General features: G+C 68.1%; 12 protein-coding genes. 7 read left to right on the top strand and 5 right to left on the bottom strand.

The window, feature by feature from the left end:
* The first annotated feature begins 9 nt into the window (after positions 1-9).
* Positions 10-1,935, top strand: coding sequence for a sensor histidine kinase (locus ACT7B3_RS01680; protein ID WP_445158825.1), 1,926 nt, complete (start codon positions 10-12; stop codon positions 1,933-1,935).
* Complete coding sequence (locus ACT7B3_RS01675) at positions 1,928-3,310, top strand: sigma-54-dependent transcriptional regulator (protein ID WP_445156652.1); 1,383 nt, start codon at positions 1,928-1,930, stop codon at positions 3,308-3,310. Before ACT7B3_RS01680 ends, ACT7B3_RS01675 begins: the two co-directional genes overlap by 8 nt.
* Here the strand turns inward: ACT7B3_RS01675 and ACT7B3_RS01670 are convergent.
* The 3 genes from ACT7B3_RS01670 to ACT7B3_RS01660 all read right to left on the bottom strand — a co-directional run bounded on the left by ACT7B3_RS01670 (position 3,286) and on the right by ACT7B3_RS01660 (position 5,994).
* On the bottom strand, positions 3,286-3,957 hold the full coding sequence (locus ACT7B3_RS01670; protein ID WP_444678605.1) for a metal-dependent hydrolase: 672 nt from the start codon (positions 3,955-3,957) through the stop codon (positions 3,286-3,288). The two genes, ACT7B3_RS01675 and ACT7B3_RS01670, sit on opposite strands and share 25 nt — an antisense overlap.
* 111 nt (positions 3,958-4,068) lie before the next feature.
* Entirely contained in the window at positions 4,069-4,614 is a 546-nt protein-coding gene (locus tag ACT7B3_RS01665) for a gamma carbonic anhydrase family protein (RefSeq protein ID WP_445156651.1), read from the bottom strand.
* Positions 4,615-4,653: 39 nt separating this feature from the next.
* On the bottom strand, positions 4,654-5,994 hold the full coding sequence (locus ACT7B3_RS01660) for a sodium-dependent transporter (protein ID WP_445156650.1): 1,341 nt from the start codon (positions 5,992-5,994) through the stop codon (positions 4,654-4,656).
* 137 nt (positions 5,995-6,131) lie between these two features.
* Between ACT7B3_RS01660 and prlC the strand changes: the two genes are divergently transcribed.
* The 5 genes from prlC (at position 6,132) to ACT7B3_RS01635 (ending at position 13,691) form a co-directional block, all read left to right on the top strand.
* A complete protein-coding gene (gene prlC / locus ACT7B3_RS01655; protein WP_445156649.1) occupies positions 6,132-8,183 on the top strand; it encodes an oligopeptidase A in 2,052 nt (683 codons plus the stop codon).
* Between the two features lie 78 nt (positions 8,184-8,261).
* On the top strand, positions 8,262-8,507 hold the full coding sequence (locus ACT7B3_RS01650; protein ID WP_445156648.1) for a YheV family putative zinc ribbon protein: 246 nt from the start codon (positions 8,262-8,264) through the stop codon (positions 8,505-8,507).
* A gap of 2 nt (positions 8,508-8,509) precedes the next feature.
* Entirely contained in the window at positions 8,510-10,231 is a 1,722-nt protein-coding gene (locus tag ACT7B3_RS01645; RefSeq protein WP_445156647.1) for a Na/Pi cotransporter family protein, read from the top strand.
* Positions 10,232-10,460: 229 nt separating this feature from the next.
* A complete protein-coding gene (locus tag ACT7B3_RS01640; protein WP_445156646.1) occupies positions 10,461-11,444 on the top strand; it encodes a TAXI family TRAP transporter solute-binding subunit in 984 nt (327 codons plus the stop codon).
* Positions 11,445-11,528: 84 nt separating this feature from the next.
* The gene (locus ACT7B3_RS01635; protein ID WP_445156645.1) at positions 11,529-13,691 is read left to right on the top strand and encodes a TRAP transporter permease; all 2,163 of its coding nucleotides are present in this window, start codon (positions 11,529-11,531) and stop codon (positions 13,689-13,691) included.
* Positions 13,692-13,773: 82 nt separating this feature from the next.
* Here the strand turns inward: ACT7B3_RS01635 and sodC are convergent, their stop codons facing one another.
* Positions 13,774-14,316, bottom strand: coding sequence for a superoxide dismutase [Cu-Zn] SodC (gene sodC / locus ACT7B3_RS01630; protein ID WP_444678609.1), 543 nt, complete (start codon positions 14,314-14,316; stop codon positions 13,774-13,776).
* A gap of 77 nt (positions 14,317-14,393) precedes the next feature.
* Positions 14,394-15,230, bottom strand: coding sequence for a methylenetetrahydrofolate reductase [NAD(P)H] (metF, locus tag ACT7B3_RS01625; protein ID WP_445156644.1), 837 nt, complete (start codon positions 15,228-15,230; stop codon positions 14,394-14,396).
* Positions 15,231-15,676 lie beyond the last annotated feature (446 nt).

Here is a 15,676-nt window from a genome sequence, read left to right as displayed (position 1 = left end):
AACTTGAACCTGCCGCGAATCCCAAGGCGCCCAGGCCGCCCCCTTTCCGCCCGCCACTGGCTGTTACTGCTACTGCCGCTGGGGCTGGCCATGGTCATGTGGCAGGCCGCCCAAGTGGCGCGCGAACAGGCGCTGCAGAACCTGGTGCGCGAGGCCGAGAACGAGCTGCGCCTCTCGGCGGCCGGCCTGGAAAGCCATCTGACCCGCCATGATTACCTGCCCCAGCTGCTGGCGTCGCGCGAGATGGTCAAGCGCTTCCTGACCAACCGCGGCCACCAGGACCCGATGCCGCTCAACGTATTGCTCGACCAGTTCCGCGCCATCGCCAACGTCTCCGACGTCTACCTGCTCGACCGCTACGGCACCACGCTTGCCGCCAGCAACTGGCATCTGGACAACACCTTCATCGGACACAACTACGCCTTTCGCAGCTACTACCAGGACGCCATCGCCGGCGGGCGCGGGCGCTTCTTCGGGCTTGGCACCCAGTCGCTCGAGCGCGGGTACTACTTTTCGGCCCCGGTTTGGCTCGACACCACGACCCCAGACGCTCGTCCCGAAGGCGTCATGGTGATCAAGGTGCTGCTCGATGCCGTGGAGGCAAGCTGGGCCGAGCAGGACGCCGTGCTGATGGTGGCCGACCAGGACAACATCATCTTCATGGCCAGTCACCCCGCGCTGCGCATGACTGCCCTCTACCCGCTCTCGGAGCAAGAGCACCAGGCGCTGCTGGCCACTCGCCGCTACGCCGACGAGCCGCTCTCGCCGTCCGGGCTCGAGGTATTCGAGCGCCGTGAAGACGGCAGCCGCCTGGTGCGCTTCACCCAGGGCCCGCTAGGCGAAGGCAGCCACCTGGGGCTGGCACGTCACATGGAAGCCTTCGGCTGGAACATGCACATCCTCAAGCCGCTGGATGCCGTGCTGAAGGCGCAGTGGTTTGCCGCACTGCTGGCTGGCGGGCTCTACGGCGTGGTCATCCTCGCCGGCGGCGTGGGCTGGCAGCGCCTGCGCCTGCGCCGCGAGCGCGAGCTGTTCGCCGAACGCGAGCGCCAGACCCTGGCCCACGCCCGCGACGAACTGGAGCGCAACGTCCAACTGCGCACGCGCGACCTGACCGAGACCAACCGGCGCCTTTCCGGCGAGATCGAGGAGCGACGCCGGGCCGAGGAGAGCCTGCGCCAGACCCAGGACGAGCTGATCCAGGCGGCCAAGCTCGCCGTGCTCGGCCAGCTCGCCGCCGGCATCAACCATGAGCTCAACCAGCCCTTGGCCGCCATCCGCGCCTATGCCGAAAACGCCAGGCTATTCCTCGAGCGCCAGCGCGCCGAGGCCGCCGACGCCAACCTGGCGCAGATCGTCGAGCTGACCGAGCGCATGGCCGAGATCAGCGCCCAGCTGCGCCAGTTCTCGCGCAAGAGCGGCAGCACGCTAACAGCGGTGTCGGTCCAGGCCTGCTTCGATTACGCCCTGCGGCTCTATCAGGCGCGGCTGCGCAGCGACGACGTGCGCGTGGAACGCCACTGGCGCGAGGAGGCGGTGTGGGTACATGCCGACCTGGTGCGCCTCGAGCAGGTGCTGGTCAACCTGATCGGCAACGCCCTGCAGGCCATGGCGGAGACACCCGAGCCGCGGCTGATCCTGGCGATCGAGACGCCCCCCGGGCAGGTGCGCATCAGCGTGACGGATACCGGGCCCGGCATTCCCGAGGCCCAGCTGTCGCGGATCTTCGAGCCGTTCTACACCACCAAGTCGCCCGGCAGCGGGCTGGGGCTGGGGCTGTCCATCTCGTCGCGCATCGTCAGCGACCTGGGGGGGCGCATCGAGGCCACCAACCCACCTGGCGGCGGCGCCTGCTTTACCCTTACCCTACCGCGTGACGAACGCAGTGACGCCCCCTGCCCTGCGCCAACCGAGGAGCAGCGTTCCCATGCATGATCCGGCGGCCATCCCGGTGCTGATCGTCGACGACGAAGCCCACCTGCGTATCACCGCAGGCCAGACGCTCGAACTCGCCGGCTACCAGCCCGAACCCCACGCCAGCGCGGCCAGCGCGCTCGCCGCGCTGGCGCCCGACTTTCCCGGCGTGATCGTCAGCGACATCCGCATGCCGGGCATGGACGGCATGGCGCTGCTGCGCGAGGTGCGCCTACGCGACCCCGACCTGCCGGTCATCCTGATCACCGGCCACGGCGATATCTCCACCGCCGTGGAAGCCATGCGCGAGGGCGCCTGGGACTTCCTCGAGAAACCCTTCGCCGGCGAGCGGCTGGTCGAGATGGTCCGCCGCGGCGTGGACAAGCGCCGCCTGAGCCTGGAGAACCGCCAGCTCAAGGCCGAGCTCGAGGCCCAGCAGGCCGCGCCCGGGCCACGCCTGGTGGGGCGCACCCCGGCCATCCAGCGGCTTGCTTCCATGGTGCAGCGCATTGCCCAGGTGGAAACCGACGTGCTGCTGTTCGGCGAGACCGGCACCGGCAAGGACCTGGTGGCCCGCGCCATCCACGAGCGCAGCCCGCGCGGCGGCCATGCCTTCGTCGCCATCAACTGCGGCGCGGTGCCGGAAAGCATCATCGAGTCGGAGCTGTTCGGTCACGAGAAGGGCGCCTTCACCGGCGCCGTAGAGCGGCGTATCGGCAAGTTCGAATACGCCAACGGCGGCACCGTGTTCCTCGACGAGATCGAATCGATGCCGCTGGCGCTGCAGGTCAAGCTGCTGCGCGTGCTGCAGGAGCGCTGCGTCGAGCGGCTGGGCGCCAACGAGGCCGTGCCGCTGGACATCCGCGTCATCGCCGCCACCAAGGTCGACCTGCGCCTCGCCGCCGAACAGGGCGAGTTCCGCGAGGACCTTTACTACCGTCTCAACGTGGTGACCCTGCCGATCCCGCCGCTGCGCGAACGCCGCGAGGACATCCCACTGCTGTTCCAGCACTTCGCCGTGGTCGCCGCCAACCGCAGCGGGCTTGAGGCGCCGCCGCTGGACAGCGGCGGCATCTCGGCGCTGATGGCCCACGACTGGCCGGGCAACGTGCGCGAGCTGCGCAACCTCGCCGAGCGCTACGTGCTGCTGGGCTCGGCGTTCGACTATCGCATCGACGCCCTGCTCGAAGGGGTGGAGAGCGGCGGCAGTGAACTGGCCCTACCGCAGCAGGTCGAGCTGTTCGAGAAGAGCGTGATCAGCCAGTCGCTGGCCAGCCACCGGGGCCGCATCACCGAGGTGTGCGAGCACCTCGGCCTGCCACGCAAGACCCTCTATGACAAACTGAAGAAGTACGGGCTCAGGGCCGAGGACTACCGCCACAAGGTGGCGCCCTGAGCGAGCAGCCCAAGCAGCGGCGACCAGGGCGGTAGCCATGGCAGCAGCGCCGCCGCGGTCATCAGCATGGCCACCGAGTTGCCCGGAGCCTTGAAGTCGAACGGCTTGATGGCGGTGCCGAAGGAGCGCTTGATGCGCGCCCCGGTGAGGTCGACGCTGTAGAGTTCATCGAGCAGCAGGTGAATCACGAAACCGCTGCTCAGCGCCACCCCATGCGCCCAGGCCAGCCAGGCTGGCTGGTCGAAGAAGCGGTAGCTCAGCGCCGTGGTGGCCAGGCCGCACAGCCCCGCGGCCAGCAGCGAATGCCAGATGCCGCGGTGCACGGTGAAACGGCTGAACACCCCGCCCGCCAGGTAGCGCACGGCCAGATAGAGCCCGCCGCAGACCAGCAGCAGCGGCCCCGGCGGCAGCCTCGCCTGCAGCAGCAGCGCGCCGGCTACCACCGCTGGCACCGCCAACAGGTTGAAGATGAGGCGTATCGCCTTGGAGCGGTCCGCGTCGATGTCGGGCAGGATGCCGCCGAAGGCCACCAGGCCCAGCACCACGCCGCCCTGCCAGAGATCCCACAGCCCCGCCTGCCAGCCCCCATGCGCCAGTACGGCCCCGCCGGCCGCGGCCACGCCAAGGTGGGTGCGAAAGTTGGCCATGCAGGGGCAAGCCTCCATGCTGGATAAATACCCAGATTATCGCTTGCGCCCGCATGAAAAAACAATGAGTTGGCGTAATCAACGCAAAAGAAACGCCAGCGAGGCGTGCACCTAGCCCTGCGCCGCCAGGTACTCGTCCTTGAGCTTGACGTAGTTGCCGGCGGTGTAAGGGAAGAACCGCCGCTCGCTCTCCTTCAGCGGGCGCAGCGCCCGGGCCGGGTTGCCGGCATAGACATGGCCGCTTTCAAGGCGCTTGCCCGGCGTCACCACGGCGCCAGCAGCGATGATCACCTCGTCCTCGACCACGGCGCCATCCATGACGATGGCGCCCATGCCGACCAGAATACGGCTGCCCAGCGTGCAGCCGTGCAGGATCGCCTTGTGGCCGATGGTGACGTCGTCGCCGATGGTGAGCGGAAAGCCGTCCGGGTTGAAGTCGCTGGCGTGGGTGATGTGCAGCACGCTGCCATCCTGGACGCTGGTACGCTCCCCGATGCGGATGCGGTGCATGTCACCGCGGATCACCGCCATGGGCCACACCGAGCAGTCGTCGCCCAGCACCACATCGCCCAGCACCACGCTTGCCGGGTCCACGTAGACGCGCTTGCCCAGGCTCGGGGACACCCCCTTCCAGGCACGCACCGCTTCATTTGCCATTGCCTCTCCTCATGCCGACCCGTGGTCGGCGCCTTCCGATCACAGCAAGCCGGCGATCAGCACCACGAACGCCAGCGGGATGGACACCCAGCGTACCACGCCCTGCCACAGGCGAAAGCCGGCCTCGCCCACGCCGAGGGCGGCCCGCGCCTCCTCCCGGCGCATCACCCAGGCGGCGAAGATCGCGATCAACAGCCCGCCCACCGGCAGGAAGATCTCGGTGGGAATGGTGGTCACCAGGTCGAAGACATTCATGCCGAACAGCGGGCGCCACTCGGCCAGGGTCGAGAACGAGAGCACCGACAGCAGCCCCACCAGCCAGACCGCCACGCCCACCGCGGCGGCGGCCGGCCCGCGCCGCATGCCGGCCCCCTGCAGCGTGGCCACCATAGGTTCGGCCAGGTTGATCGACGAGGTCCAAGTGGCCAGCAGCAGTAGCAGGAAGAATACGCTGAGCCACAGCGCCCCCCACGGCAGCTCGGCAAAGGCGATCGGCAGGGTGACGAACATCAGGCCCGGCCCCTCGCCCGGGTCCATGCCCTGGGCGAACACCACCGAGAAGATGGCGATACCGGCCAGCAGCGCCACGGCGACATCCAGCACCGCCACGGCCCCGGCGGCGCGCGGCAGGCTCTGCTGCTCCGGCATGTAGGCGCCATAGGCCATCAGCGCACAGGCACCCACCGCCAGGGTGAAGAAGGCGTGGCCCATGGCGTGCATCACCACCAGCGGAGTGATCGCCGCGAGGTCCGGACGGAACAGCCAGGCCAGCGCGGGGGCGAAGCCCTCCGTGGTCGCCGCGTAGCCGGCCAGCAGCAGCAGCAGCACATAGAGCAGCGGCATCAGCAGGTTGTTGAGCCGCTCCAGCCCCTTGGCCACGCCCGCGGCCACCACCAGCATAGTCATGGCCAGGAACAGGGTGTGGTTGAAGGTCATGCGGGCGGGGTCGCCGAGAAAGGCCTCGAAGCCCGCCCCCACCTCGGCCGGCGTCGCGCCGACGAAGCCTCCGTTGATCGAGGTGACGAGAAACTCGATGGACCAGCCCGACACCACCGAGTAGAAGGAGAGGATGCAGAACACGGTGAAGGCCCCGAACAGGCCCAGCCAGCGCCAGTGTGCGCTGGCGCCAGCAGCTGTTGCCAGGTGGCCCAGCGACAGCATGGGGCTACGCCGACCGGCCCGGCCAATGAGGATCTCGGCCATCATCACCGGCAGGCCCAGCAGCAGCACGAAGGCAATGTAGAGCAGCAGGAAGGCCGCCCCCCCGTTTTCCCCGGTGATATAAGGAAAGCGCCAGATGTTGCCCAGCCCCACGGCCGCCCCGGTCACCGCCAGAATGAAGGCCCGCCGGCTGCCCCAGCGTTCCAGTGTTGCGTTCATGCCTTGCCCTCTCGTTCCGGAAGGTCGCAAGCCTAGCAGCCCAGCTCGCCACCACCAAACCCGGCAGGATTGAAACCCGGCCCGGGCGGCCGCATCTAACGTTTGATATCGCCCCGACGACGCAACCTGAGGTGCCCATGGCCCATAATCCGCTGCTCGAACCCCACGACCTGCCGCCGTTTCCCGAGATTCAGCCGGAGCACGTCGTCCCCGCCATCGAGAAGCTGCTCGCCGACAATCGCACCGCCATCGATGCGCTGGTGGCACGCGCCGAGCACGAAGCGCCGACCTGGCAGAGCCTGGCCGCCCCGCTGGAAGCGCTCAACGATCGCCTCTCGCGCGCCTGGTCGCCGGTCTCGCACCTCAACGGCACCATGAACACCCCGGCGCTGCGCGACGCCTATCAGGCCTGCCTCGGCAAGCTCTCCGACTACAGCACCTGGCTTGGCCAGCACGAAGGGCTGTTTCGCGCCTGGCAGGCGTTGAAGGAGGGCCCGGCCTGGGCCGAGCTAGACGACGCCCAGCGGCGCAGCGTCGACAACACCCTGCGCGACTTCCGCCTGGCCGGCGTCGACCTGCCCGCCGAGCAGAAGCGCCGCTACGGCGAGATCAAGGCGCGCCTGTCGGAGCTCGGCAATACCTTTTCGAACCAATTGCTCGATGCCACCCAGGCCTGGCACAAGGACATCGACAGCGCCGAGGCGCTGGCTGGGCTGCCGCAGAGCGCGCTCGACACGCTGGCCGCCAACGCCGAGGCCAAGGGCGTGACGGGCTACCGCATCACCCTCGACTTCCCCAGCTTCTCCCCGGTGCTGACCTTCGCCGACGACCGCGAGCTGCGCCGCGAGGTGTACACGGCCTTCGTTACCCGCGCCTCGGACCAGGGCCCCAACGCCGGCGAGTACGACAACGCCCCGATCATCGAGGAGACGCTGCGCCTGCGCCGCGAGCTGGCCGAGCTGCTGGGGTTCACCACCTACGCCGAGCTCTCGTTCGCCACCAAGATGGCCGAGTCACCCGAGCAGGTGCTGGCGTTTCTGGAAGACCTCGCGCGCCGCGCCGTTCCCCAGGCCCACTCTGAATACGCCGAGCTCGAGCGCTATGCCCGCGACACCCTGGGCCTGGTCAGCCTGAACCCGTGGGACATCGGCTACGTCAGCGAGAAGCTGCGCGAGGCGCGTCACGCCATCTCCCAGGAGCAGCTGCGCCCCTACTTCCCCGCGCCCCGGGTGGTCGACGGCCTGTTCCAGGTGGTCGAACGGCTCTACGGCGTCAGCGTCGAGGAGGACAGCGAGGCGCCGCGCTACCATCCCGAGGTGCGCTACTTCCGCGTGCTGGAGCACGGCGCGCCGATCGCCGGCTTCTACCTTGATCTCTATGCCCGCGAGGGCAAGCGCGGCGGTGCCTGGATGGACGAATGCCGGGTGCGCCGCCACCACGAGGATGGCCGGCTGCAGCTGCCGGTGGCCTACCTGACCTGCAACTTCACCCGCCCGGTCGGCGCGCGGCCGGCGCTGCTGACCCACGACGAAGTGACCACACTGTTCCACGAGTTCGGCCACGGGCTGCACCACATGCTGACCCGGCAGACGGTAGCCGACGTTTCCGGCATCAACGGTGTGGCGTGGGACGCCGTGGAGCTGCCCAGCCAATTCATGGAGAACTACTGCTGGGAGCGCGACGGGCTCGCCCTGATCGCCGGCCACGTGGACACCGGCGAACCGCTGCCGGACGAACTGCTCGAACGCCTGCAGGCGGCGAAGAACTTCCAGTCGGCCATGGGCCTGGTGCGCCAGCTCGAGTTTTCGCTGTTCGACCTGCGCCTGCACCACGAGCTGGCCGCCCCCACGGCCGCCGACGTACAGGCCCTGCTCGACCAGGTGCGCGACGCCGTCTCGGTAGTACCGAGAGCCGACTTCAACCGCTTCCAGAACGGCTTCAGCCATATCTTCGCCGGCGGCTACGCGGCGGGCTACTACAGCTACAAGTGGGCCGAGGTGCTCTCCGCCGACGCCTGGAGCGCCTTCGAGGAGGCCGGGATCTTCGACCCCGAAACCGGGCGACGCTTCCGCCGCGAGATCCTCGAGCCGGGCGGTGCCCGCGACGCCGCAGAGCTGTTTCGCGCCTTCCGCGGCCGCGAGCCCAGCGTCGAACCGCTGCTGCGCCACAGCGGCATTCGCGCCGCCTGACAGCGGCGCCGCGCCGCGGTATCGTAGCCCTTCAGCGCCGCCGGAGCTCTCCGGCGGCCCTTGTCTATTGGAGGCATCATGGCCGTTCTGAAACGCTTCATCGCCGGTGCCGTCTGCCCCCGCTGTGCCGAAATGGACCGCATCCGCGCCTGGGAGCAGCATGGCGTGCGCTATCGCGACTGCGTCAACTGCGACTTCTTCGAGCAGTCGGCGATCGAGGAGGAGGCCGCCGCGGAGCTGACCACCCGCGTCAACCAAGAGCGCGAGGAGCAGCAGCGCAACACCATCCAGACCGTGAGGATCCTCGACCCACGAGGCCGCTGAACGTGGCGGAACGGGCCGCATCCTCGGCGCAGCAAACCCTCGGCAGACGCCGCCTGGAACTGCTTGGCCTGGGCGCCGCAGCGGCCCTGCTGCTGTCGCGCCCCGACCTGGCCACCCTGGCGGCCGGCCTGGGCCTGTTCCTTTGGGGCATGGCCCTGCTGGAGGAGAGCATCAAGCGTCTCTCCGGCGGCACCCTGGACCGCTGGCTCCACGGCGCCACCCGCCATCCTGCTCGGGCCATCGGCGTCGGCGCCCTGGCCACCGCCCTGGTGCAGTCGAGCTCGCTCATCACCCTGCTGGCGATGTCCTTCGTCAGCGCCGGGTTGGTCACCCTGCCCGGCGCCATTGCGCTGCTGTTCGGCGCCAACCTGGGCACCACCACCGGCGCCTGGCTGATCGCCTCGTTCGGACTGCGCTTCGACCTGGCCCAGTACGCCATGCCACTGCTCGCCCTTGGCCTGCTCGGCCGCTATCGCCTGAGCGGCGCGCTGGCCGGCGTGGCTGGGCTGCTGCTGGGCATCGGCCTGCTCTTTCTCGGCATCGACTTCATGAAGCTGGGCTTCGAGGCCTGGCGCGACGGCATCCGCCTGGACGGGCTGTCCGGTGAACGGCTCTGGCACTGGCCGCTGCTGGTGCTGATCGGCGTGGTTGCCACCGTGGTGATGCAGTCGAGCCACGCCACGCTGCTGCTCACCCTGACCGCTCTGGCCACGGGGCAGCTGCCCTACCTGCCGGCGTTGGCCATCGCCATCGGCGCCAATATCGGCACCACCGTCACCGCCGTGCTCGGCGCCCTGTCGGCCGGGGCTGCCGCCCGCCGCCTGGCCGGCGCCCACGTGGTGTTCAACCTGGCCACCGCCGCCGTGGCCTTGCTGCTGCTGGTGCCGCTGGCCTGGCTGGTCGATGCCCTCGCCGCGCGGGTCGGCCTGGCCGAAACCGCCTGGCCGCTCAAGCTGGCACTGTTCCACACCCTGTTCAACCTGCTCGGCATCGTGCTGATGCTGCCCTGGATCGGGCACCTGGCCCGGTGGCTCGAACGCCGCTTTCCCGACCCCGTCCGGCTACCGCTCACCCAGGCGCGCTACCTCGACAGCGCAGCGCTCAATCACGCCGATACGGCGGTCGGCGCCATGGAGCAGGAGTGCCGGCGCCTCGACCGGCGCGCCTACCACCTGCTGTGCACGGCCATCCTGCTGCCCAGCGCCGACGTCATCGGCCACCCGCCACAGCGACAGGCGGTGGACGCCGCGATCGAGCCCGCCGCCTGGCCGGCCGTCAACGCGCGCTATCACGAGCGCATCAAGCCGCTGCTGGGGGAAATCCTGGCTTTCCAGGCCCGCATCGACGTACCGCTGACCGAGGTACAGCAGGCGCAGCTGGAGGCACTGCAGGGTCAGACATTGCGCATGGTGGAAGCCGTGCGCTTCGGTGAAGTGCTGCAGCGCAGCCTGCTGCGCCATGCCGCCCGCCTCAGCCCGCTGCGCGAGGCCCACGACGACCTGCGCATGGCCCTGGCGGTCGGCCTCAATCGCCTGGCCGAGGGGGGCTCCTCGAATGATATCGCGGCCCCGCTGGACGAGGTGCGTCGCCACTGGCAGCACGAGATGGCGCAGCGGCTTCGCGAACATCGCCTCGACCCCTGGCTCGCCTCGTCGCTGATGAACGACCTGCATCAGGCCAGCCGGCTCATGGCGGCGCTCGCTGACAGCCCACCCTCAGCCTAAGCGTGCGGAAACCCGCACACCTTTTCGGGCCCACCATGCGAACTTCCATCCAGCACGCCCCCAAAGCCTTCCGACTTTGGTCGAAAAAGATATTTCCAACTTATTGTTAATAAATGGATACCCCGGAATTGGCGCCAACCTTGCTCAAAGGAAGGCGTAACGCCAGCATCTCTCTTGGGCGCGCCTCTCCGGTGCGTCCACATAACGACAAGGCAACCGGAGTACTTCCATGCGTATTACCGCCTCCAAACTGTTCGCCACCTCCGTTCTCGGTGCGGCCCTGGTCGCCGGCGGCGCCCAGGCGCAAGACCGCAGCGACTGGCCGCGCAGCCTGACCGTGGGCACCGCCAGCCAGGGCGGCACCTACTACATCTACGGCTCCGGCTGGGCCAACATGGTGGGCGACGCCATCGGCGTCCCGTTCGGCGCCGAAGTGACCGGCGGCCCGGTGCAGAACGCCACGCTCGTGCAGATGGGTGAGCATGATTTCGGCATGGTGACCATGGGCCCGGCCTACGAGGCGTGGACCGGTCGCAGCGAGCTGGCGCCGGGCATCGAGCATACCGACCTGCGCGCGGTGTTCCCGATGTACCAGACCACGCTGCAGATCATTGCCATGGCCGGCTCCGGCATCAACTCCGTCTCCGACCTGGACGGCAAGACCGTCGGCGTCGGCCCGGCGGGGGGCACCTCGGACATGTACTATCCGCAGCTGTTCGAGAAGCTCGGCCTCGACGTGCGCTCGCGCAACGGCGGTGCCGCCGACCAGGCGGGCCAGCTGCAGGACGGCTTGATCGACGCCTTCGCCTTCGCCGCCGGCGTGCCGATTTCCGCCTTCAACCAGCTCGAGGCACAGGCCAACGTCAACATCTTCTCTTTCACCGAGGAAGAGATGGCGCAGTTCCTGGGCGACTTCCCTGAACTCTCGCCGGCCAGCATCCCGGCCTCCGTCTACAGCAGCCTGGACGAGGACCTGACCGCCGTCTCGATCTGGAACTTCGCCATCACGCACAAGGACATGCCGGAGTCACTGGTCTATGAAGTGACCAAGACCGTGATGGAGAACAATGATCGCATGGTGCAGATCCACGGTGCCGCCAGCGAGACGGTGGCCGAGAACTTCGAGTTCAACACCTTCCTGCCCTGGCATCCGGGCGCCGTACGCTGGTTCGAAGAGAACGGCTACGACATCCCGGAAGATCTGCGCGGCTGATCAGCCCGCCACCGACGCCGGCCATGGGCCGGCGTCACCGCCTTGCGCCACTGCAGGCCACCGTAACCCTCAAGGCAACCCGGCATGACCCACGAAACCCAACCTGAAAACGCCGCCTCGAAGATCGGTACCGAAGGCGTCGCTGACATACCCATCGCCCACAACGAGCGCGTACTTTCCGGCCTGGTCGGCCAGACGGTCTTCGCCGCCTGCGTGCTGTTCACGGCCATGCACCTCTATGCGCTCAACGTCGCCCCCATCGAGACCTGGGCCTTCCGCATCCTTCACGTGGCCGGCGGCCTGGCCGTCGGGTTCGCCATCACGGCGGCCATGACCCTGGACCGCAGCCCCGCCAGCGTGCGCATCGCCCGCGTCGAGTGGCTGGCGCTGATCCCTGCTACCGCCGCCATCCTCTACGCCACCGCGACCATGGCCTACGCGTGGTTTCTGCGTGAAGCGCAGGGCACGGCGCCCGCCGCCTGGGTGCTGGTGCACATGAGCTGGGCACTGGCTATCGCTGCCACCATCGCCATGATCAGCAGCTGGGTGTGGCGCAGTTCGAGCCGCTCGATCCACTGGGCCGACGCCATCCTGATCGTCGCCTCGATCCTCGTGGCCGCCTATCTGCTGTTCGTGCTGCAGCGCTGGCGCATGGCCGCCGGCACCCCCTTCGCCGGCCAGACCGAGCTGATCGTCTCGGCCGTGGGCGTGGCGCTGATCATGGAGCTGACCCGGCGCGTGGCAGGCCTGGCGCTGATCATCATCACCGCCGTATTCCTGCTCTATGCCTTTGCCGGCCCCTACCTGCCCGGCCTGCTGGAGCACCGCGGCTACTCGCCGCAGCGTTTCTTCACCTATCTGTATACCGACAACGGCATCCTGGGTCCGACCACCGCAGTCTCGTCGACCTACATTATTCTGTTCATCACTTTTGCCGCCTTCCTGCAGGCGTCGCGCGTGGGTGACTACTTCGTCAACTTCGCCTTCGCCGCGGCCGGGCGAACCCGTGGCGGCCCGGCCAAGGTGGCGGTGTTCGCCTCCGGCCTGATGGGCATGATCAACGGCACCTCGGCGGGCAACGTGGTCGCCACCGGCTCGCTGACCATCCCGCTGATGAAGAAGGTGGGCTACCATCCGCGCAGCGCCGGCGGCATTGAAGCCGCGGCCTCCACCGGTGGCCAGATCGTGCCGCCGATCATGGGCGCAGGCGCCTTCATCATGGCCGAGATCACCGGCATTCCCTACACCGAAATCGCGATTGCCGCACTGATCCCGGCCGCGCTCTACTTCCTCTCGATCTACCTGATGGTCGACCTAGAAGCGCGCCGTGGAGGCATGCAGGGCCTGCCCCGCGACCAGCTGCCGGTGTTCGGCCAGATGGTCAAGCAGGTCTACCTGTTCCTGCCCATCCTGATCCTGATCGGCACCCTGTTCATGGGCTACTCGGTGATCCGTGCCGGTACCCTGGCAATGATCAGCGCCGCGGTGGTGTCCTGGTTCACGCCTTACTGGATGGGGCCCAAGGCGCTGCTCAACGCGCTGTCGCTGGGTGCACGCATGGCCATTCCGCTGATCGCGGTATGTGCCTGCGCCGGCATCATCGTCGGGGTCATCGCCCTGACCGGGGTGGGCGCGCGCTTCGCGTCGATGCTGCTGGGCATCGCCGACACCAGCCACCTGCTGGCGCTGTTCTTCGCCATGTGCATCTCGATCCTGCTCGGCATGGGCATGCCCACTACGGCCGCCTACGCAGTGGCCGCCTCGGTGGTGGCACCGGGCCTGCAGCAGATCGGCATTCCGCCGCTGGTGGCGCACTTCTTCGTGTTCTACTACGCGGTGCTGTCGGCCATCACCCCGCCGGTGGCGCTGGCCGGCTATGCGGCGGCGGCCATCTCCAACACCGACCCGCTGAAGACGGCGATGACCTCCTTCAAGTTCGGCCTGGCCGCATTCATCGTGCCCTTCATGTTCTTCTACAGCCCGGCGCTGCTGATGGACGGCACCTGGATGCAGATCCTGCGCGTAGCAATTACCGCCGGCGTGGGTATCTACCTGCTGGCCGCCGCGGTGCAGGGCTGGTTCCTCAACGGCGGCGTCAACCTCGTGCAGCGCGTGTTGCTGCTGGCCGCCGCCCTGTCGATGATTGCCGGCGGCTGGATGACCGACCTGCTCGGCGTCGGCATCGGCGGGCTGGTGTTCATCTGGCAGGCGGCCGCGCTGAAGGCGAAACCCAGCGTGTCGAACTGACCGCTCAGCCAGCCTCCACGGCAACAGCACAAGGGCCCCGCCTAGGCGGGGCCCTTGTCTGTCTGGCGTTTCACACCCTCACTCAGGACTCGATCACACCGCAGGCCATGCGGGCGCCGCCGCCACCCAACTCCGGCTCGTCACTGTAGGTGTCGCCACCCTGGTGAATCATCAGGCTGCGGCCCTGCACGTCGTCGAGGCTCAGACGCGGCGCCAGCACCGGCAGGTTGGCCTCGCCATCCTCGTCGACCACCAGCACCGGCAGGTCGCCGAGGTGGCCGTCACCGTAGGGGCCCTGGTGGCTGTCCGCTTCCTCGGGGTCGTAGTGCCCGCCCGCCTCGCCGGCAGCGGTCATCTCGCCCTGCTCGTTCTCGCCTGGCTCGCAGCTGGGGTTCTCGTGCACATGGAATCCATAGACACCCGGCGGCATCTCGCGCAGCTCGGGGGTAAGCAGCAAGCCGTGGTCGGTGTCTTCCAGGGTGATGGTGCCGATCGACTCCTCGATGCCGTCGATGCTGACCCAGTTCATCTCGACCTCATGGCCCTCCTGGGCCTGGGCCTGTCCCACTCCTGCGGCAAGCAGCGCTACCGCCGCGGCAACTCCTGTCAGTCTGGCCTGGCGCATCTGGCGTCCTCCTGTTCCTGATTCCTTGGACTTGCCAGAACAGGCTAGACGCAGATACGCCGAGGCGCCATGCCGGGTCAGCGCAGATTGTCGAGGATGCGCAGGCAGGGATCGGCCTGGTTGAGGGTGTAGAAGTGCAGGCCCGGGGCGCCGCCGTCGAGCAGGCGCTGGCACAGCCGCGACACCACCTCGGTGCCGAAGTCGGCGATGGCCTCGCTGTCATCACCGTAGGCTTCGAGCTGCTTGCGCACCCAGCGCGGGATCTCGGCGCCGCAGGCGTCGGAGAAGCGCGCCAGCTTGGTGTAGTTGGTGATCGGCATGATGCCGGGCACGATGGGGGCGTCTACCCCCAGCGCCTGGGCGCGCTCGACGAAGTGGAAGTAGGCGTCCGCGGAGAAGAAATACTGGGTAATGGCCAGGTTCGCCCCCGCCTTGACCTTGCGGGCGAAGTTCTCCAGGTCGCGCTCGAAGCTCGCCGCCTGGGGGTGCGACTCGGGGTAAGCCGCCACGGCGATCTCGAAGTGATCGCCGGTTTCTTCACGAATGAACTCGACCAGCTCGTTGGCGTAGCGCAGCTCGCCGATGCCGCCCATGCCGGAGGGCAGGTCGCCGCGCAGGGCCACCAGGCTGTCGATGCCCTCTTCGCGGTACTGCGCCAGCAGCCTGCGAAGCTGAGCCTTTTCGCTGCCGATGCAGGAGAGATGGGGCGCGGTGGCGATACCCGAGCTACGTACCTGGCGCACCGTGGTAAGGGTGCGCTCCTGGGTCGAACCGCCGGCGCCGTAGGTCACCGAGAAGAAGCGCGGCGCCCGAGCCGTCAGCGCATCGCGCACTCCCACCAGTTTCTCACGCCCTGCCTCGGTGTTCGGGGGGAAGAACTCGAAGCTGATACCTAGCGGGGGAGACGTGCTCATGGAAACCTCGTGACTGCGTAGGCGCGCCGGCTCGGCACTGAAATGGATCGTTCTGGGATCTTGGAGGATCTTGGAAAAGGGCATTCTGCCGCCCCGCCCGATGGCTGACCAATGAAAAGTTTCGCGCCACAACATGAGCGAGGGTCATGCAACGACCGCGACAAGCTGCCGCTCGCCGACGACATGGACGCCAACCAACGCCATCCCCATGCAGGCAGGCAGCCGCCTGCCACCGACACCAGGCGCCGGAAACACAGCCGCGTAACAAAAAGATATCTGCGCCACATTGACCGTATTCGCCCAGCTGACGACCCTGAAAGAAGCGCCACGATGGCGACGTCATCGCCTGGAGCACCTGGAGAGATGCGTACCGTCTCAAGAGGCACGTACCGTCTTCTGGAGACGCAAGCCGCTCCCGGCAGTGGCCCAAGGCGATGAGATCTAGG

The sequence above is a fragment of the Halomonas sp. E14 genome (assembly GCF_052568415.1).
This window is presented reverse-complemented; position numbering and strand designations above follow the sequence as displayed.

Bases quoted from the DNA above. Each gene is read 5' to 3' on its own strand.
- ACT7B3_RS01670 (WP_444678605.1), bottom strand. From the start codon at position 3,957: ATGGCCAACTTTCGCACCCACCTTGGCGTGGCCGCGGCCGGCGGGGCC.
- ACT7B3_RS01640 (WP_445156646.1), top strand. From the start codon at position 10,461: ATGCGTATTACCGCCTCCAAACTGTTCGCCACCTCCGTTCTCGGTGCG.
- prlC (WP_445156649.1), top strand. From the start codon at position 6,132: ATGGCCCATAATCCGCTGCTCGAACCCCACGACCTGCCGCCGTTTCCC.
- ACT7B3_RS01665 (WP_445156651.1), bottom strand. From the start codon at position 4,614: ATGGCAAATGAAGCGGTGCGTGCCTGGAAGGGGGTGTCCCCGAGCCTG.
- metF (WP_445156644.1), bottom strand. From the start codon at position 15,230: ATGAGCACGTCTCCCCCGCTAGGTATCAGCTTCGAGTTCTTCCCCCCG.
- ACT7B3_RS01660 (WP_445156650.1), bottom strand. From the start codon at position 5,994: ATGAACGCAACACTGGAACGCTGGGGCAGCCGGCGGGCCTTCATTCTG.
- ACT7B3_RS01675 (WP_445156652.1), top strand. From the start codon at position 1,928: ATGCATGATCCGGCGGCCATCCCGGTGCTGATCGTCGACGACGAAGCC.
- ACT7B3_RS01650 (WP_445156648.1), top strand. From the start codon at position 8,262: ATGGCCGTTCTGAAACGCTTCATCGCCGGTGCCGTCTGCCCCCGCTGT.
- sodC (WP_444678609.1), bottom strand. From the start codon at position 14,316: ATGCGCCAGGCCAGACTGACAGGAGTTGCCGCGGCGGTAGCGCTGCTT.
- ACT7B3_RS01635 (WP_445156645.1), top strand. From the start codon at position 11,529: ATGACCCACGAAACCCAACCTGAAAACGCCGCCTCGAAGATCGGTACC.